The sequence below is a fragment of the Roseibium limicola genome, from assembly GCF_017313085.1.
GTDB lineage: Bacteria > Pseudomonadota > Alphaproteobacteria > Rhizobiales > Stappiaceae > Roseibium > Roseibium limicola.
On sequence record NZ_JAFLNF010000011.1, the window covers coordinates 29,187 to 47,929 of the forward strand.

The 18,743-nt window shown below is 60.7% G+C and carries 16 protein-coding genes; 6 read left to right on the forward strand and 10 right to left on the reverse strand.

Annotated elements, in window-relative coordinates; genetic code table 11:
• Positions 1 to 113: 113 nt before the first annotated feature.
• The 5 genes from J0X15_RS19225 (at position 114) to fhuF (ending at position 6,084) form a co-directional block, all read left to right on the forward strand.
• Positions 114 to 1,673, forward strand: a complete 1,560-nt coding sequence (locus J0X15_RS19225) for an ABC transporter ATP-binding protein (protein ID WP_206944438.1) — start codon at positions 114 to 116, stop codon at positions 1,671 to 1,673.
• Positions 1,670 to 2,755 carry an ABC transporter permease gene (locus J0X15_RS19230; protein WP_206944440.1) on the forward strand — a complete coding sequence of 362 codons (1,086 nt, stop codon included), beginning with the start codon at positions 1,670 to 1,672 and terminating at the stop codon, positions 2,753 to 2,755. The genes J0X15_RS19225 and J0X15_RS19230 overlap by 4 nt, the downstream gene beginning before the upstream one ends.
• Positions 2,755 to 3,696, forward strand: coding sequence for an ABC transporter permease (locus J0X15_RS19235; RefSeq protein WP_206944442.1), 942 nt, complete (start codon positions 2,755 to 2,757; stop codon positions 3,694 to 3,696). Before J0X15_RS19230 ends, J0X15_RS19235 begins: the two co-directional genes overlap by 1 nt.
• Before the next feature lie 9 nt (positions 3,697 to 3,705).
• Positions 3,706 to 5,001, forward strand: a complete 1,296-nt coding sequence (locus J0X15_RS19240) for an amidohydrolase family protein (RefSeq protein ID WP_206944444.1) — start codon at positions 3,706 to 3,708, stop codon at positions 4,999 to 5,001.
• Between the two features lie 288 nt (positions 5,002 to 5,289).
• Positions 5,290 to 6,084 (forward strand): siderophore-iron reductase FhuF, encoded by a 795-nt coding sequence (fhuF, locus tag J0X15_RS19245; RefSeq protein ID WP_206944446.1) that lies wholly within the window; start codon positions 5,290 to 5,292, stop codon positions 6,082 to 6,084.
• Here fhuF and J0X15_RS19250 read toward each other — a convergent pair whose 3' ends face one another.
• The 9 genes from J0X15_RS19250 to J0X15_RS19290 all read right to left on the reverse strand — a co-directional run bounded on the left by J0X15_RS19250 (position 6,085) and on the right by J0X15_RS19290 (position 16,178).
• The gene (locus tag J0X15_RS19250) at positions 6,085 to 6,906 is read right to left on the reverse strand and encodes a carbohydrate ABC transporter permease (protein ID WP_206944448.1); all 822 of its coding nucleotides are present in this window, start codon (positions 6,904 to 6,906) and stop codon (positions 6,085 to 6,087) included.
• The gene (locus J0X15_RS19255; protein ID WP_206944450.1) at positions 6,903 to 7,787 is read right to left on the reverse strand and encodes a carbohydrate ABC transporter permease; all 885 of its coding nucleotides are present in this window, start codon (positions 7,785 to 7,787) and stop codon (positions 6,903 to 6,905) included. The genes J0X15_RS19250 and J0X15_RS19255 overlap by 4 nt, the downstream gene beginning before the upstream one ends.
• A 94-nt stretch (positions 7,788 to 7,881) precedes the next feature.
• Entirely contained in the window at positions 7,882 to 9,165 is a 1,284-nt protein-coding gene (locus J0X15_RS19260) for an ABC transporter substrate-binding protein (RefSeq protein WP_206944452.1), read from the reverse strand.
• Between the two features lie 77 nt (positions 9,166 to 9,242).
• The gene (locus tag J0X15_RS19265) at positions 9,243 to 10,322 is read right to left on the reverse strand and encodes an ABC transporter ATP-binding protein (RefSeq protein WP_206944454.1); all 1,080 of its coding nucleotides are present in this window, start codon (positions 10,320 to 10,322) and stop codon (positions 9,243 to 9,245) included.
• On the reverse strand, positions 10,319 to 11,104 hold the full coding sequence (locus J0X15_RS19270) for a DeoR/GlpR family DNA-binding transcription regulator (protein ID WP_206944456.1): 786 nt from the start codon (positions 11,102 to 11,104) through the stop codon (positions 10,319 to 10,321). The genes J0X15_RS19265 and J0X15_RS19270 overlap by 4 nt, the downstream gene beginning before the upstream one ends.
• 299 nt (positions 11,105 to 11,403) lie before the next feature.
• Entirely contained in the window at positions 11,404 to 12,495 is a 1,092-nt protein-coding gene (locus J0X15_RS19275; protein WP_206944458.1) for an ABC transporter ATP-binding protein, read from the reverse strand.
• Between the two features lie 45 nt (positions 12,496 to 12,540).
• On the reverse strand, positions 12,541 to 13,683 hold the full coding sequence (locus J0X15_RS19280; RefSeq protein ID WP_206944460.1) for a carbohydrate ABC transporter permease: 1,143 nt from the start codon (positions 13,681 to 13,683) through the stop codon (positions 12,541 to 12,543).
• A gap of 10 nt (positions 13,684 to 13,693) precedes the next feature.
• Positions 13,694 to 14,683 (reverse strand): carbohydrate ABC transporter permease, encoded by a 990-nt coding sequence (locus J0X15_RS19285; RefSeq protein WP_206944462.1) that lies wholly within the window; start codon positions 14,681 to 14,683, stop codon positions 13,694 to 13,696.
• Positions 14,684 to 14,819: 136 nt separating this feature from the next.
• Positions 14,820 to 16,178, reverse strand: coding sequence for an ABC transporter substrate-binding protein (locus tag J0X15_RS19290; protein ID WP_206944464.1), 1,359 nt, complete (start codon positions 16,176 to 16,178; stop codon positions 14,820 to 14,822).
• Between the two features lie 238 nt (positions 16,179 to 16,416).
• Between J0X15_RS19290 and J0X15_RS19295 the strand changes: the two genes are divergently transcribed.
• Entirely contained in the window at positions 16,417 to 17,445 is a 1,029-nt protein-coding gene (locus tag J0X15_RS19295; protein ID WP_206944466.1) for a substrate-binding domain-containing protein, read from the forward strand.
• Between the two features lie 28 nt (positions 17,446 to 17,473).
• Here the strand turns inward: J0X15_RS19295 and J0X15_RS19300 are convergent, their stop codons facing one another.
• Positions 17,474 to 18,730: a LysR family transcriptional regulator gene (locus J0X15_RS19300; protein ID WP_206944468.1), complete on the reverse strand. Its 1,257-nt coding sequence runs from the start codon at positions 18,728 to 18,730 to the stop codon at positions 17,474 to 17,476.
• Between the last annotated feature and the right edge of the window lie 13 nt (positions 18,731 to 18,743).

The following is an 18,743-nucleotide window of genomic DNA, read 5'->3' on the forward strand; positions in this document are numbered from 1 at the left end:
ATGGATCGCAGGATCATGGTCCTGCAATGACACTGGGGGAGTGTCCGCTTGAGACGAAACAGCAACGGCCATCCTTCTCCCGGCACACGACAACACCGACACCGAGATCCCAAATGACCACAGTGTCTGCCGCACCGATCGTCTTGCAGCTCACCCAGATCACCAAGCGGTTTGGCAGTTTTGCCGCCAATGAAGATGTCTCGCTGACTCTGCGACGGGGTGAAATCCTGGCGCTTCTGGGCGAGAACGGCGCTGGCAAGACGACGCTGATGAATATTCTCTTCGGCCATTATGTCGCCGACGAGGGCAATGTCGAAATCGCCGAGCGGACAAGCGGCACATTGAACGCCCTGCCTGCCGGACAGCCGAACGCCGCCCTCGACGCCGGCATCGGCATGGTCCACCAGCATTTCACCCTGGCAGAAAACCTCACGGCGCTCGACAACATCCTGCTGGGCACCGAAAAACTCTCCGCGATGACTTCCAGTCGCACCGCTGCCCGCCAGAGGCTCGACGACCTGATGCGGCGCTCCGGCCTGACCGTTGATCTTGATGCGCGCATCTCCACTTTATCCGTCGGCGAAAAGCAGCGCGTCGAAATCCTCAAGGCGCTTTACCGTGACGCCCGCGTGCTGGTTCTGGACGAGCCGACCGCCGTGCTGACTCCACAGGAAAGCGACACCCTGTTTGAGACGCTGAAGACCCTCGCCGCCGAGGGCCTGGCGATTATCTTCATCTCCCACAAGCTTGACGAGGTGATCGCAGCCTCGCACCGGATCATGGTGCTTCGCCTCGGCAAAAAGGTCGCTGATCAGCCGACCGAGGGCAGCACCAAGCTGCAGCTGGCCGAGCTGATGGTCGGCAAGTCAGTGCCCCAGAGCACCCGCTCCGAACAAGCGGCAGGACCGCTTCTGCTGACCCTGAAACAGGCCAGCGCCGGGGAAGGAAGGACGGCACTGCATGCTGTCGATCTGGAGCTGTTCTCCGGTGAGATCCTCGGCATCGCAGGTGTCTCGGGCAACGGGCAGGCCACCCTGGCCCGCGCCCTTTCGGGTCTGGAGCCCCTGACTGCAGGACAGCTTCAGCTCGACGGCAAGGACCTCAGCGGCTCCAACGCCCGCAAGATGATCGACGCCGGATTTGCCCGCATTCCCGAAGACCGCCACAAGGACGGCATCGTCGGGCCGATGTCCGTGGCGGAAAACCTGACCATTGAAACCATCCGGGCGCCGGAAAACCAGCGCTTCGGCTTTTTGAAATTCGGCGCCATTGCCGAACGTGCCCGCCAGGCCATCAAGGCCTATGATATTCGCTGTCAGGGCGACAAGGCCCCGGCCCGGCTGCTGTCTGGCGGCAATATCCAGAAGATCGTCCTGGCGCGCACCCTTGATGCAGCGCCAAAGGTCGTTCTGGCCGCCCAGCCATCGCGCGGTCTGGATGTTGGCGCCACCGCCGATGTTCACCGCCGCCTGCTCGATGCCCGCGCCCGAGGCGCCGGCGTTATTCTGATATCTGAGGATCTGGACGAACTCATGCGCCTGTCAGACCGCATCGCCGTCATCCATCGCGGTCATCTATCCGCTGCCGAGAAGACAGAAACCCTGGACCGCAGCACCCTTGGCCTGAAGATGGCCGGCCACGGCTTCCATGGCGACACGGGAGAAGCAGCATGATCCGGTTCGAACCGCGCGAGCCCGCCTCGCTTCAGCGCCTCATCCTCATACCGGTCGCCGCTGCCATCGTTGCGCTTGTTCTCGCAGCCATCCCGATCACCGCTGCCGGCGTCAACACCTTCACCGCCTACGGGTTGATGGCGAAAGGTGCCTTCGGCTCGATGTTCGCCTTCACCGAAATGCTGACCCGGGCCGCGCCGCTGATCCTCACCGGTCTCGCGGCCGCCATCGCCTTTCGCGCCAAGCTCTGGAACATCGGCGCCGAGGGGCAGCTTTATGCCGGGGCGCTCGCCGCCGTCGCCGTCGGCACGGGCTGGATCGATGCACCCGCAGTCGTTCTGCTGCCGCTGGTCATTCTTGCCGGAGCGGCTGCTGGCGGGCTGGTGATGCTCGGGCCAACTCTTTTGAAGACGCGCCTTGGTGTCGACGAGGTGGTCACGACACTACTGTTGAACTTCGTCATTCTGCTGTTCGTCCAGATGATGCTGGAAGGCCCGATGCAGGACCCAATGGGGATGGGCTGGCCCCAGTCTGAGCCCATGCTCGATGCGGCGACCCTGCCCAAGCTGATGTCGCGGATGCGGATCCACGGCGGGCTGATCATTGCCTTTGCCGCTGCCATCGCCATCCACATCCTGCTGAAGCGTACGGTCTGGGGTTTTGAAATCCGCGCTGTCGGCGAAAACGCCAGTGCCGCCGCCCATGCCGGCCTGCCGGTCAAGGCAACCTTCATCCGCGTCGGTCTGCTGTCCGGTGCAATGGCTGGTCTCGCCGGTGTCGGCGAAGTCGCCGGCCTGAAGGGCTATCTCACCGCAGATCTATCGCCGGGCTTCGGCTACTCCGGCATTGTCGTCGCCATGCTGGCGGGTCTCAGCCCGCTCGGCGTGGTGATTGCCGCACTGTTCATTGCCAGCATCTTTGTCGGGGCGGATTCCATGTCGCGCGCCACCAGCGTTTCCAATTATCTCGCCGACCTGATCGTTGCCATGTCCCTCATCTGCGTGCTGATCTCCGGCCTGTTCCTGCGGTTCCGGATCAAGTTCGTCAAACCGCGCACCAACATCAGCCAGGAGACGCAGTGATGGATTTCCTGGAGATCTTCCTCAGCGCCAACTTCTGGGCAGCTGCCCTGCGCATTGCCACACCGTTGGTTTTCGGCGTCATCGGTGCGCTGATCTGCGAACGGGCCGGCGTGTTGAACCTCGGCATTGAAGGCATCTTCACCGCCGGAGCCATGGCGGGCTGGATGGCCGTCTGGCTCGGCGCCGGGCTTTGGGGCGGCGTGCTTGTGGCTGCCGGTGCCGGTGCCTTCTTTGGCCTGATCCATGCGATCCTAACCGTACCGCTGGGCCTGTCCCAACACGTCTCGGGGATCGGAGTGACGCTGTTTGCCACGAGCCTGAGCTACTTCACCTACCGCACAGCCCTGCCGGATGTCTCTTCGCCACCGCGCATCGAGCCGTTCAAGCCGCTGGACATTCCTGGCCTGTCGGACCTGCCATTCATCGGCCCGGCGCTGTTCCAGCAGACCGCCCTGACCTTTTTGGCACTCTTCGTCGTCGCGGCAACGGCCTTTGTGCTTTACCGCACACCGCTTGGCCTGGCGATCCGCGCTGTCGGTGACAATCCGTCTGCCGTCGAAAGCCAGGGCCTGTCGGTCTATGGCCTGCGCATTGGCGCAGTTGTCGTCGGCTCCGCCCTGATGGCTCTTGGCGGCGCCTTCCTCACCATGTCGGCCTTTGATGCGTTCTTCTTCGGCATGGTCAATGGCCGTGGCTGGATCTGCATCGCCCTGACGGTCTTTGCCTCCTGGCGGCCCGGCAAGGCCCTGCTTGGCGCCCTGCTGTTCGGCGCCTTTGATGCCTTTCAGGTGCGCCTGCAAACCGACGTCGGCAGCTTTATTCCAGGCCAGGTCTTCCTGATGATGCCTTATGTCCTGTCGATTGCCGCGCTCATTCTGGTCGCCCGCAAGGCTGACTATCCCCGCGCCCTGCTGACACCCTATTTCCGCGGCCAACGCTAAGAGATTTCCATGTCCCTCGACCTTCTCATCAAGAACGCCACCCTGCCTGACGGTCGCACCGTCATGGACATCGCCTGCTCCGGTGGCCTGATCACCGCCGTTGAAACGGCGATCACCGCCGAAGCAGCCCGCACCATTGAGGCTGACGGCCAGCTGGTCTCGCCCCCCTTTGTCGACAGCCACTTTCACATGGACGCCACGCTGTCGCTGGGCCTGCCCCGGATGAATGTCAGCGGCACCCTGCTGGAAGGCATTGCGCTGTGGGGGGAGTTGAAGCCGATCCTCACCGTAGAGGCGGTGGTCGAGCGCGCTCTGAAGTATTGCGACCTTGCCGTCAGCCAGGGGCTGCTCGCCATCCGCAGCCATGTTGATGTCTGCGATGACAATCTGACCGGCGTGAAAGCCCTTCTGGAAGTCAAGGAGAAGGTGAAGCCCTACATCGACCTGCAGCTTGTCGCCTTTCCGCAGGACGGGCTTTATCGTTCTGAAACCGCAGAGAAGAACCTGCTGAAGGCCCTCGACATGGGGGTCGATGTGGTGGGTGGCATTCCGCATTTCGAGCGCACCATGGACGATGGCGCCCGCTCCGTAAAACGCCTCTGCGAAATCGCCGCCGAGCGCGGCCTGATGGTCGACCTGCATTGCGACGAGAGCGACGATCCGCTGTCCCGCCACATCGAAACGTTGGCGTATGAGACCCAACGCCTCGGGCTGCAGGGCCGCACGGCGGGATCGCATCTGACGTCCATGCACTCGATGGACAATTACTACGTCTCCAAGCTGCTGCCGCTGATTGCCGAGGCCGATGTGCAGGCCATCGCCAATCCGCTGATCAACATCACCTTGCAGGGCCGCCACGACAGCTATCCGAAACGCCGTGGCCAGACCCGCGTTCCGGAGATGCGCGACTACGGCATCAACGTCTCCTTCGGCCATGATTGCGTGATGGATCCTTGGTACTCTCAAGGCTCCGGCGACATGCTGGAAGTCGCCAGCATGGGCTTCCATGTGGCGCAGATGACATCGCGCGCCGACATTCGCTATGCGTTTGATTGTGTCACCAATCACCCGGCCAAGACCCTCGGGCTCGAAGGCTACGGCCTGGAGAAAGGCTGCAAGGCGGACATGGTTCTGCTGCAGGCGGCAGACACCATCGAGGCAATCCGCATGAAGGCGACGCGTCTTGCCGTGGTGAAGGCTGGCAAGGTGATCTGCGAGACCCCGCCGCGCATCGCCACCCTGTCGCTGGCAGGCCGCCCGGAGACGGTTAACCCGGCCGCTTATGCCCCGAACGAAGCCGGCTAGATCTCGACAAAGTTACCAAGACTTCAAATTCTGGTCGAAGGCATGTCAGGTTACCCACAAGCCCACTTGGACTGCGCGGTGAAGCAGTTTAAGAATGACGAGAAATAGGCTCAGGTTTTAAAACGTCGCACCTCCCAACCCAAGGCGGCCCACCTGAGCTACCGCAAGGCGTGCGGACAGCGGTTTTCCGCCCCTCTCCGGCCGGAGAAAGCCGGATCCAGACCCTTGGCGGCGACCGAACCCGTTTGCCGTGGCCCTGAAAGCACGGTCAGAATTTGAAAGCACATTATGCCAGCAGCCGCACCGGGCAGCGACGAAACGATTGACCTGACCGACTATACGGATGGCCTTTTCCACGGCGCGGCAGCTCATCTGGTGGACCGATTTGTGATCGAACCGGGCTCTGCCGACGGACGCCTGTGCTCTGATCTGCTCGACCCCGCCAGCCTCTTCCACATTCTCGAAGACTATTCCGTCGCCCGCTACCCCAACTCGGATCGCCGGTCTGCGGCCTCCATGTGGGCCCAATATTACTTCGGCTTCCTGATCCCGCCGCTGATCCTGCTCGGTAGCGATGCCGATTGCGAGCTGCCCGACAATCCGGACAATTTGCGGCTGGTGCTCGACAAGGACCATCAGCCGCGGCGCTTCATCCTGACCGATCATCTGGGGCGACCCCTGTCTGGAACCGCCTCGCCATTTGAACGGATGGAGACCTTCATCGAACGGCACCTCGCGCCGCTGGTGTTCTCGCTTTCCGCCCGGTCAGGCGTCTCAGCCAAGGTGTTCTGGATGAGCGCTGCGGTAATCCTCGACTACACCTGCGATGTCTTTCTGAAGCCCGGTCAGATGAGCTTCAAACCGCTGACCCAGGAACGCCTGCTGCCCAATGGCGAGCGCAATCCGCTGTTCGGGCCCTACCGTCCGTCGGGATCGGAAGCCACACGCACCCGCCGCATTTGCTGCATGCGCTACAACCTGGAAGACGTCGACCGTTGCCCGGATTGCCCGCTGAAGCCAAAACCGCCGCGTGAGCGCACAGAACGACCAGCCCTCGTCACCCAGACGGATGAAACACCTTAACTACTTGATGCCGGCGCGCATGAAGCTCTGGACGAACTGACGCTGGAACAACAGAAACGCAATCAGCAACGGCCCGGAGGTCATCAGCGTTGCTGCATTGATCACCGACCACTCGACCCCGCTATCGATGGCGGAAAAGACGCTCAGGCCGACCGTGACCGGACGCGTTTCCTCGGAGTTTGTGACAATCAGCGGCCATAGAAAATTGTTCCAGTGGTGGCTGACGGAGACCAGCCCGTAGGCCAGATACGTCGGCTTGGCGAGCGGGATATAAACCCGCCACAGCACGCCCAAGGCCGAACTGCCTTCAATCCGCGCCGCCTCATCCAGCTCGCGCGGAACCGTCAGAAATGTCTGGCGCAAGAGAAAGATGCCGAAGCCCGAAGCGACATAGGGCAGTGCAATCGCCGGGATCGTATCGACCAAATCCAGCAGCCGCATGGTCTTGTAGTTCTCGACGATCAGAATGTCCGGCATCACCAGAAGCTGCAGCAGCACCAGTGTGAAGAAGATGCTGCGGCCAGGAAACTCGAACCGCGCAAAGGCATAGGCCGCCAGCGTGCAGAGAAAGAACTGACAGGCCAGGATCAGCGTCACCAGAAGGATCGTATTGAGGAAGTAGCGCGCAAACGGTGCCGCCGCCCAGGCCTTCTGAAAATTCTCCAGGGTCAGCGGCGCGCTCAGCGTGAAATGCGCCTCATAGGCGGCAGGGTGAATGGCCGTCCACACCGCATAGGCCAGCGGCAGGATCCACAGCAGTGCCAGCGTCCACGCCGCCACCGTGTTGAGGGTCCGATCATAGGATATCCGCTGAGACGTCATTTGTAGTGCACCTTGCGGTCGAAGAAGAAGAACTGGCCGATGGCAAGCAGACACAGCATCACCAGCAGCGCCACGGTCAGCGTGGCGGCATAGCCGCTTTCCCAGAAGCGGAAAGCCGTCTCGAAAATATAAAACAGCAACAGCGCCGAGGCGTTGTCCGGGCCGCCGTCGGTCAGGATGAAGATGTGATCGACCAGCCGGAAGCAGTTGATCACCGCATTGATAGAGACGAAGAGCGTCGTCGGCATCAGCAGCGGAAAGGTAATGCGCCAGAAGATCGTCCAGCGATTGGCACCTTCGATCTGCGCCGCCTCGATCAGGGTTTTCGGGATCGCCTGAAGCGCTGCCAGGTAGAAGATCATGAAGAAGCCGGCTTCCTTCCAGACCGTGACGACAATGACCGAGTTCAACGCCGTTTCAGGCGAGCCCAGCCAGTTGGTCGCGGGCAAGCCGAACAGGCCCAAAAGCTGATCGAACAGGCCAAACCCCGGGGTGTAGAAAAACAGCCAGATGTTGGCGACGGCGATCAGCGGCAGCACCGTCGGCGTGAAGAAAGCCATGCGGGCAAAGCCGCGGCCGGGCAGCTTGTCATTGACCCACAGCGCCATGACGATCGCCAGAGCAATCGACAGCGGAATGGTGCCCAGTGCGAACCACAGATTGTTGCCCAGCACTTTCCAGAACACCGGATCGTCGAACATGCGCTGATAGTTATCCAACCCGAGGAACTTGGCCGGTCGGCGGCCGCGTGGGGTGGAGTAGAACGAGCTGACCAGACTGGTGATCGCCGGAATATGCGTGAAGGCAAACAGAAACACCATCGCCGGCAGCAACAGCAGCCAACCGATTATCCAGTCTCGCTTGAGTTTCAAAGCCTTCATTCGTCTTCTCGCTTCTTCGCACCCGGCGGCCCAACAACCATTTCCTGAAAAAGAAAAACCGGGCGACAGCTGCCGCCCGGTTCCGCGCTTGATGTTAGCGGTACTCGGCCAGGATGGCGTCGGCCTGCTTCTGTGCTTCGCTCAGAGCTTCTTCAGCGGTCTTCTGACCGGTGATGGCAGCTGCAAGAGCGTCGTTCAGAACGCCGGTAACGCGCTGGTTCTGGTACGTCGCAAGCTCGGCCTTGGCATGGTCCAGCTGATCACGTGCAACGAGAACCTGCGGGAAACCTTCGGCGTATTTCTTCATGGTGTCCGTTTCCCAGGTGGCCGGGCGCGGAGCGACATAGCCGGTGGCCATGGTCCATTTGGCGGACTGGTCCGGAGCTGTGATCCACTGAACGAAATCGACGGCTGCGTCGAGCTGTTCGTCGGAAGCGCCCTTGAACAGATAGAAGTTGCCGCCGCCGGTCGGCGCGCCGCGCTGTGCTTTTTCTGGCAGCATGGCCACACCGAAGTCGAACGGAGCATTGTCGTGAACATTGGTCAGGTTGCCGGTGGAGGTCCACATCATGGCTGTCTGACCTTCGAAGAAGGCTTTCGGCGTAGCGCCCCACTCGATGATGCCGGGTGCCATCACTTCGTGCTTGGTGCTCAGATCAACGAGGTACTCCAGCGCTTCCACGACCTTCGGGTCATCGAAGTTGGTCTTGTTGCCTTCAGCATTGGCAAGGATCGCGCCGTTTTCAATGGCCAGCCCCTGGAACAGCCAATACGGGAAACCGGAAGACGGAATGCGTACGCCCCACTGGCTGACATTGCCATTGGCGTCTTTCTTGGTCAGCTTTTCACTGAAGGAGACCATTTCGTCCCAGGTTGCCGGGGCGACTTCAGGGTCGAGACCAGCTTCCTTGAAGGCTTCCTTGTTCCAGTAAAGCACAGGCGTGGAGCGCTGGAAGGGGATGCCATAGGTCTTGCCGCCGGTCTGGCTGTTTTCCATGAAGGCCGGGTAGAAACCGGTCAGCCATTCTTTTTCCTCATCGGTGGTGAGGTAATCGTCGAACGGGGTAATCAGGTCTTCGTCGATCAGGGTGAACATGTCGGCAGAAAGGATCACCGACAGCTGAGGCGGGTTGCCGCCACGCGAGGCGGTGATCGCCTTGGCGACTGTGTCCTGATAAGAGCCGGCATACACCGCGTCGATCTTCACATCAGGGTTGGCGGACATGTAGCCGTCGGTCAGTTCCTTGATGGTATCGGCAGCCTTGCCGCCAACTGCCACAGGGAAATAGAACTGCAGGTCTACGGCCTGAGCAGTCGCCCAGGTGCTGAACGTCAGTGCTGTCGCTGTGACAGCCGTCAGAAGAGTGGATTTAAGCATCGCGAAACGTCCCTCGTTAAAGCATCTGCGCGCCTGAGAAGAAGCCCAGCACACAGCCTGCGCTTTTTCAGCACAGCTCATGAGGACTGCACCTGCAGTCCGATTTGGGTGATCAGATCGTCCCGGCGCTTGCCGCTTGTCTGATCAAAAATGTGAAGAGTGTCCGGGGCAAAGCCGAAGCTCAGCGCATCGCCAGCAGCAACACTGCGCCCGCTTGGCAACCGTGCCAGCACATCGGTGCCACCCACGTCGCAGGCAACCAGCGTGTCTGCCCCGAGATATTCGATGGTCCGCACCCGGCCGCGCACAGGGCCTTCCGACCGAAGCTCCAGCGCTTCGGGACGCAGCCCGAACAGCACGTCCGGCGCGTTCTCGCCGAGCAGAGGCAGACTGGTGGATGGAATGATGTTCATCGGCGGAGAACCAATGAAGCGCGCCGCAAAGGCCGTCGCCGGCTTTTCATAGAGCGCCCGTGGGTTGGCCACCTGTTCGATCTTGCCGCCGTTCAGCAACACCACCTGGTCGGCCATGGTGATCGCTTCCACCTGATCATGGGTGACATAGACCATGGTAAAGCCGAGCTGCTGTTGCAGGGCACGGATTTCCACCCGCATCTCGTGACGCAACTTGGCATCCAGATTGGACAGTGGCTCGTCCATCAGACACACCGGCTTTTCGGCAATGATCGCCCGTCCCAAAGCCACACGCTGCTGCTGGCCACCCGATAGCTGCGACGGCTTGCGATCCAGAAGCAGAGGCAGACCGAGCAGATCCGCGACCGTTTTCAGCCGGTCCTCGCGTTCGGCTTTCGCCACCCTTCGAACCTTCAGGCCGAAGGTGATGTTTTCCGCCACACTGAGATGAGGGAACAGCGCATAGGACTGGAACACCATGGAGATGTTGCGTCGGGCCGCATTCAGCCCGGTGATGTCCTTGCCGCCGATGGTGATGGCACCACTGGTTACCTCTTCAAGTCCGGCGATCATCCGCAGTGTCGTCGACTTGCCGCACCCGGAGGGCCCGAGCAGCACGGTAAAGGCACCGGCCGGCAGGGTGACGGAGATATCATCCACTGCGCGGCTGTCGCCATAGGCCTTCACCACGTTCTCAAGCCGGATTTCCTCACCGGCAACCGCAACGCTCTGACGTGAGGTCATGAGGCGCCTTCCTTCTGGTCGGCGACGACCACTGTTGTCTTGTCGGCATGAAGACCCCGCGCCACCCCGTCAGGCAGCGGATGGTCGGTGATGATGTGGGATACATCCCGGATATGGCCGGCCCGCACGTAGGCAGGGCGGGAAAACTTTGTGGCATCGAGCACAAGGAAGGACTGGCGACAATTGGCCAAGATCGACTCGCGCGCGGCGGCCTCTTCCTCATGAAAGTCCAGCAACGTGCCGTCTTCATCCACGCCAGCGACACCGAAGATGCCGATATCGACCTTGTAGCGGCCGAAGAACTCTTCCGCCGCAGTTCCGAGCACATCCCTGTCGCCTGGCCGCAACCGGCCACCGGCAATGGTCACCTGAAACGAGCTGTGGTTGGAGGCGTTGAAGGCGACGTTCAAATTGTTGGTAAAGACCCGCAGATCGCGATGCCCGCCCAGCGCCTGCATGACGATCTCGGGCGTCGTGCCGATGGAAAAGGCCAGCGACTGACCATTGCCGATCAGGGCAGCGGCCGCATCCGCAATGCGGGTCTTGGCAGTGAGATTGAGGATCTTGCGGGTGTTGTAATGGATGTTGCCGGGAGGCGATTCCACCCCGCCGTGGGTGCGGCGTAAAATGCCCAGCTCACACAGCCCGTTCACATCGCGGCGAATGGTCTGTGTCGTGACTTCAAAACGCTCAGCCAGATCCTCGACCGAAGCGAAACCGGACTTCTGAACCAGATCTGCGATCTCCGCCTGTCGACCGGAGATGTCGGTGTGTATTGCCATGACGCCAGAACAACCCTTTCAGCTTGCACGCCAGCCCCATAAACCGGACCCTCATCGCGGCCCCGGTGCCAGCGTGCAAGCCAACAGGTATTCCGTTCATATGAACGCAAGGAGACGCTCATATGAAAAGTGCGTGACAGTCAGACCGGATTGAGAGGGCATGGAGCAAAGCGGTGACCGGGAGCGCCGACTGAAGTCCGGCACCGAGCCAACAGCCGCGCGCGCGGACGCACCGCAATGCGCGGTCCCGTTAGGTCACATGTATGAGCTTGCTGTCAGGGCGGGGAAAAGTCAGCCGATCAACGATGTCGAAATGAAATCCCGTCCGTGCCAAACAGGTGAAGCTTTTCAGGCGGAGTGGCAAGCCGCAGGCAGGTGCCTTTGCGGATCGCATGAATGCCCGGCAGTTTGGCGATGAAGCCCGGATCATCCAGTGCCGTATCGAAATACAGCACGGTGGTTTCACCAAGAGCCTCGACCATGTCGACATTCAGCTCCAGCAGGTAGTCGTCGCTGTCGGTGATCGTCAGATCCTCCGGGCGAACGCCAAGCTTGACCGGTTTACCTTCATCAGCGGCCTGCGAGGCAATCGGCACGACAATGTCGCCGCCATCCTCCCGGCTGACGCGGGTTTGCGCGCCACATGCCAGAACCTTGCAGTCCAGCATGTTCATCGCCGGTGAGCCAATGAACTGGGCCACGAAAACATTGCGCGGGTTTTCATAAAGCTCCAGCGGCGGACCGACCTGCTCGATGTTGCCACCACTGAGCACGACGATACGGCTGGCCAGCGTCATCGCTTCCACCTGATCGTGGGTGACATAGATCATCGTGCTGTCGGGCATGCTGTCCTTCAGCTGGGCGATCTCGATACGGGTCGCCACCCGCAACGCTGCATCCAGGTTCGACAACGGCTCATCAAACAGGAACACCTTGGGATTGCGCACAATGGCCCGGCCGATGGCTACCCGCTGGCGCTGCCCGCCGGAAAGCGCTTTCGGCAACCGGTCAAGGTAAGGCTCGAGTTGCAGGATCTTGGCGGCCTTGTCGACAGCAGCCGTGATTTCCGCCTTCGATTTCTTGGCGATCTTCATGCCGAAGGCCATGTTGTCGCGCACAGTCATATGCGGGTAGAGCGCGTAGGTCTGAAACACCATGGCGATGCCGCGCTGTGCCGGCGGAACATTGTTCATGAGCTCGCCGTCTATCCTCAGCTCCCCGCCGGTGATCGTCTCAAGCCCGGCAATCATGCGCAGCAAGGTCGACTTGCCACAGCCGGACGGACCGACGAACACCACCAGCTCGCCCTGCTCCACATCCAGATCGATGTTCCGCAGCACCTCGACCCGGCCATAGGACTTTGCAACGTCTTTCAAGGAAACCGAGGTCATGCGTCCCGCTCCAAATGTGTCTTGAGTTTTCTTGTCGCGCTCATGTCACTTCACCGACCCGGCCAGAAGGCCCCGCACCAGATAGCGCTGCAGGGCGAAGAACACCCCAAGCGGCACCGCAATGGAGACAAAGGCGGAGGCTGTCAGAATTTCCCAGTTGCCGCCGCGCGATCCGAGCAGTTCACGCAGGCGCCCTGTCATCACCAGCTGCTCCTCGTTGTTGCCGAGGAACACGGTCGCCACCAGCAGGTCATTCCACGTCCAGAGAAACTGGAAGATCGCGAAGGAGGCAAGTGCGGGAAACGACAGTGGCAGCACGATCTTGACGAAGATCTCGAAGTCGGACGCCCCGTCGACCTTGGCGCTCTCGATGATTTCTTTCGGCAAGCTCTTGATGTAATTGCGCAAAAGATAGATCGCCAGAGGCAGCCCAAACCCTGTATGCGCCAGCCAGATGCCGATATAGCTCTTGCCGATGCCGATGTCCGTGTAGAGCCGTAGCAGCGGGATCAGCGACATTTGCAGGGGCACGACGATCAGCCCGACCACCATTGCCACAAGAAATGTCCGGCCGGGAAAGCGCATCCAGGCCAGCGCATAACCGGCGAAGGCGGCAATCAGGATCGGGATCACCGTCGCCGGGATCGTCACCGTCATGGTGTTGAGAAAGGATTTTCCAATGCCTTCCGACCAAAGCACCGTACGGTAATTGTCGAGGGTAAAAAGCGGTGGTTCCAGCACCGTGAAGAACAGCCGCTGCCCTCGCTTCCCGGTCATTTCCACATCCGACTCGATGCGGTAGTCACCGCTTTCCTGAACACTGATGCGCTCGCCGTCCTTTGTGGTGACCACCTCGCCCGCCTCGTAAGCGCCGGGCTCGCGACTGGAAATGCCGAAGGCACTGATGTCACCGGCACCGCCCTCATCGAAGACATTGCCGGCAATCACATAGACGCTGCCTTCAAGCACCTGCGCGCCGTCGTCGTTCGGCGCCGGCACCCGCACCATCACGTTGCGCTCCGTCGAGGTCAGCGATGTCCACCAACCCGACACCGAGAGCTGGTCCTTGTCGCGAAACGACGACACCAGCAGCCCGAAGGTCGGTAAGGTCCAGAGGATCACCAGCAGGGCAACCGACAGGTGAACTGCCCAGATCAGGGCAGGTTTGCGTCCGGCAATTCCATCCATGCTTCTGTCCTCAGCCGTCTTTCTGCGCTTCGCGAATGTTCCAGATCATGATCGGCACGACGAGCGCCATGATCACCAGGGCAATGGTCGCCGAGCGACCGAAATCCAGGCCACGGAACATCCAGTCGAACATGAAGTTGGCCAGCACCTGTGTGCCCCATTGGCCGTTGGTCATCGCCAGAACGATGTCGAAGACCTTCAGAACCAGAATGGTGATGGTGGTCCACACCACGGCAATGGTCCCCCAGATCTGCGGCACCTTGATCTTCATGAAGATCTGAAACGGATTGGCGCCATCCAGAACCGCAGCCTCTACGGTCTCCTCCGGGATGCCGCGCAGGGCCGCCGACAGGATCACCATGGCAAAGCCGGTCTGGATCCAGATCAGGATGATCATCAGGAAGAAGTTGTTCCAGAACGGCAGCGCGATCCAGGCCTGCGGCTCACCGCCGAAAAACACGACGATGGCATTCAGCAGGCCAATCTGCTCCACATCGGCAGCGCGCACGTCATAAATGAACTTCCAGATCACCGAGGCGCCAACAAACGAAATCGCCATCGGCATGAAAATCAGCGATTTGGCGATATTGCCCCAGGAAATGCGGTCAGTCAGCGCCGCTGCGATCAGCCCGAAAAATGTGGAGGCCGAAGGCACCACCACAAGCCACAGCAGATTGTTGAAGATGCTTTCGCGAAAGCCAGCATCGGCAAACAGCCAGCGGTAATTGTCCAGCCCGACATACACATCGCCGGAACGACCGTGAAAGGAAAGATAGATGGAATTGAAAACGGGATAAACCAGATAGGCCGAGAGAATAATCACGGCCGGCCCGAGAAACAGCCACGGGCGGATCATGTTGGCCCGTCGTATATTGTCGGCAGCGTTGCGGCTGCGTGGCGGCAAGGCAAGGTCCAAAAGGCGATTGCTGCCCCAGAAATACAGGACACATGCACCGACGCCCAGGGCCATGGAGCCGAAGGCGAGCAGCAACTGTTCCATCAGTTCCTCCCCATGCCGGACTGCAGATCCAGTCCGGCTTATATGGCAGAGAGCTTCTGTCGGCGCTCTGCTTGGTTCAAGACGCGCCGGATCTCTCCGGCGCGTTCACCTGGGCCACGTGCACTTTTATTGAGTGTTATTTAATGGCGTCCCAGGCTGTCTGAATGTCGTTTCCGACCTCTTCCGCCGGCTTGCCACCGACATAGTCGACCATGCCGGTCCAGAAGGCACCGGCGCCGATAGCACCCGGCATCAGGTCAGATCCATCGAACCGGAAGGTCGTTGCGCTCAGCAGGATTTCGCCAAGTCCTTTCAGGGTGTCATCGGCATAGGCGTCCGTGTTGACGCCCTTGTGCGGTGTCAGGAAGCCGGATTGAGCCATCCAGACTTCGTGCGCAATCGGGGTCTTGAGGAAATCGATCAGCGCACGGGCTTCCGGGCTGTCATTGGTGATGGCGAACACTGTGCCAGCTCCCAGCACCGGCTGGCCGAGATCCTTGCCTTCATAGGCCGGGAAGTAGAAAAAGTCCGCATCGACGCCCATCTCCGTGCCTTCCGGAAAGAAGGACGGAATGAACGACGCCTGACGGTGCATGTAGCAGGCTGGCGGCGAGGCGAAGAGACCCTTCGGGCTGTCGCGGAAGTCGGTTGCGGCAATCGCGTTCGGCGTGTCGACGAAATCCGGATTGTTGGCGAACCAGCCGAATTCCTCGATGGCTTCGACCACCTTCGGGTCGTTGAACTTCAGCTCGTTGGAAACCCATGCGTCATAGTCTTCCGGCGTCTGGGTGCGCAGCATCATGTCTTCAACCCAGTCGGTGCCCGGCCAGCCGGTGGCCCCGCCAGAGCCCAGACCGATGCACCACGGCGTGCCGCCATCGGCAACGATCTGCTCGGTCAGCGCCTTCAGCTCTTCCATGGTTTCCGGCACTTCGTATCCGGCGTCCTCAAACGTGTCGGGAACGAACCAGACGAGAGACTTCACATCCGCCTTGTAGAAGAAGCCGTACAGCTCTCCCTTGCCGTCCTTGCCGGCAAACGTGCCGAGGTCCACCCAGGACTGACCGGCGGCGTAATTGTCTTTCACCCAGGCGGCGGTTTCCTCACCCAGCGGGCTCAAAAAGCCCTTGGCTGCCAGATCTCTGGCCAGACCCGGCTGCGGGAAGACGGCAACATTCGGTGCCGACCCAGCCTGCGTATCAATAACAATCTGCTGCTCAAAGCTGTCGGAGCCGGAGTATTTGACATCGATGCCGGTGGCCTCTTCGAAATAGGCCAGCGTGTTTTCCACCAGGTCCTTGTCCGGCCCGAGCCACGGCCCAAACAGGGTCACGGATTTACCGCTGAGGTCGGTCTTCTGCAACTCTTCGTAGCTGGCCCAGTTGAAGCGCGGATCTTCGCCCGGCTTGAACAGCAGCTCGGCATGGGCAGCTGACGCAGCCAGACCGCTCGACAGGGCCAGAGCGGCAGCGCCGCTCATAAGAAATCGGATCATCCAAGTACCTCCCAGTAACTCATTTCCGGTCTTCCCACAGCCAGGCTGCGGCAAATCGATTTGATAGAAGGTCTGCGCTCTTCCCTCGCAGGATCCTCCCAAACCGCTTTGAATTACAACCAAGAGTGTCGCTGACTGCGGAACTTGTCAAGATGAACCATGCCAAAGTAAGCTTGCGGAAAAATACCAAGAAACAGCTGGCGATTTGCGCCAAAGCGACTTGAACCCGGAGTCCCTCGTGAATCTGAAGCAGCTTTCTGAAGCTCTTTCCCTCTCGCAAACCACGGTCAGCAGGGCTCTCAACGGATATCCGGAAGTCAGTGCCGAAACCCGCAAACGCGTGGTGGAGATGGCGCGCAAGATCGGCTACGCCCCCAACAGCCAGGCGCGCAAGCTCGCCACCGGCCGGGCCATGGCGATTGGTCATGTCATTCCGGTGTCTCAGCACGAGATGATGAACCCCGTGTTCATGGAGTTCATCGCCGGCGCAGGCGAAGCCTATTCACGCCTCGGCTACGACATGGTCCTGAAGGTCGTGCCTGATGCCCAGGTCGAAGGCGCTTACCGCGAGCTTGCATCTCTGAAGAAGGCCGATGCAGTCATAGTCCATGGACCGCGCATCCACGACACCCGTCACGAGATCCTCGACACTCTCGGCGTGCCGTTTCTCATCCATGGCCGCATTCCCGGTCAGGAGGAAGCCCGGTCGTGGATCGACATGAACAACGCCCACGCCTTCGAGCGGGCAACAGACCTGCTGCTGGATCTCGGCCATCGCCGCATTGCGCTGCTCAACGGGCTGGAAGACATGGACTTCGCCGCCCGCCGTCGGCGCGGCTTTGAAAAGGCCCTGACAAATCGCGGCCTCAGCACAGATCCGGCATTGATGCGCCAGGCGGACATGACCGAACCCTATGGGGCGGAAAGCGCGCTGGACATGCTGGACGGCGCCAACCCGCCAACGGCGTTTCTGGTCTCCAGCATGATTTCAGCTCTGGGCGTTGCCCGCGTCATTTCGCAAAAGGGATTGCAGATCGGACGGGATGTTTCCGTCATCACCCATGATGATGCCCTCTCCTTCCTGCCCAATGGTGGTGATGATCCGATCTTCACTTGCACTCGCTCTTCCGTGCGCTATGCCGGGCAGCGCGCCGCCGAATTGCTGATCGAGCAGATTTTGCCCAACCCTGACGTCCCCGTGCATGAGTATCTGGAGGCCGAGCTGATCATCGGTCAGTCGACCGGCCCTTGCCACGCGACCGCCTGATCAACCCTGCCGAAGTCAGGAAAAGATTTCAGTCATCGGCGCCGAATTGGCTTTCAACCGCCTTGCGCAGCGAGGTCACGAAGTCTTCTTGCAGGCGTGTTGGCTGCCAGTTGTTGCGGGTGGTCATGCCGATGGGGCGAGCAGACCCTTTCAGCGGCACGGGAAGCACCTTCAACAGTCCGGCTTCAAGCTCTAGCACGATCTGCCGAGGCGAGATGATCGTCAAATAATCCGTATCCATCAAAATCCCGCGAAGAGCTACGAGAGATCCGGTTTCGATGCAGCCACGTGTATCGCGCGGCAAGGCCCCCGACTGCACAAGCCGCTCGAAGAGATCCCGCGTTGGCGTGCCGGGCCGGGGCAGAACCCAGGCATACTGCTGTAGCGTCTCCAGCGAAATTTCCGGCAGGGACGTCAACGGGTGGCCATTGCGCACGACAATGGACAACTGATCTTCAAACAGCACCTCCTGCTCCAGCCCCGGATGGGTGAACCCCTCGCGCAGCGCGCCCAACAGCACGTCGATGCCGCCGCTTTCCAGTGAATGGATCAGGTCTTCATAGGTGCCGTCGAGAATGCCGATGGTGGCTTCCGGATAGCCCTTGGACACGGCAACCACCGCTTCCGGCACCAGCCAGGAGCGCACCAGCGGCAAGGTGCCAATGACCACCCGGCCATCATAGGCGCCTTCATACTCGCGGATTTCTTCAAAGGTGCTGTCCAGCTCCTTGAGGATCAAATTGGCGGTGCGGGCGATGGCCTCGCCACCATCGGTCAAATGCATGCCCTTGACGCCACCAACAAAAAGCTTGCTGCCCAGAATGCCTTCCAGCTCTCTTGCAGCCCGCTGCACGTTGGGTTCGGTCTGTCCAAGAGACCGGGCGGCCGCTGAAAAGCTGCCCATCCGACCAACAGCCGACACGGCTCGCACGTGCGAAATCGTCAGGTGATTTTCCAGAGCGATCTCGCGCTCCAGCCGCGCACCGCGCAGCCGCCGCAGACTGCTTTGGCTGTAGTTCTTGATCAGCCCCAGAACGCGCTCGGTCCGGCGCACGACAAGCAGTCCGCGCTCGGTGGCAAACACCCCGTTGCCGCGGCGTTGAAGCAGCTTGCCGCCGAACTGGGAGTTCAGTCGTGTGATCGCCTGGCTGGCTGCAGGTTGGGAAATCAGAATGGTTTCAGCAGCAGCTGTCAGAGACCCAAGCCTGTGGGCCGCTTCCAACAGCCGCAGATGCCGCAGGTTCGGATAGGTCACGGATGCTTGACGGGGGGTGGTTGCCGTCATGCCTTGTCCCCCA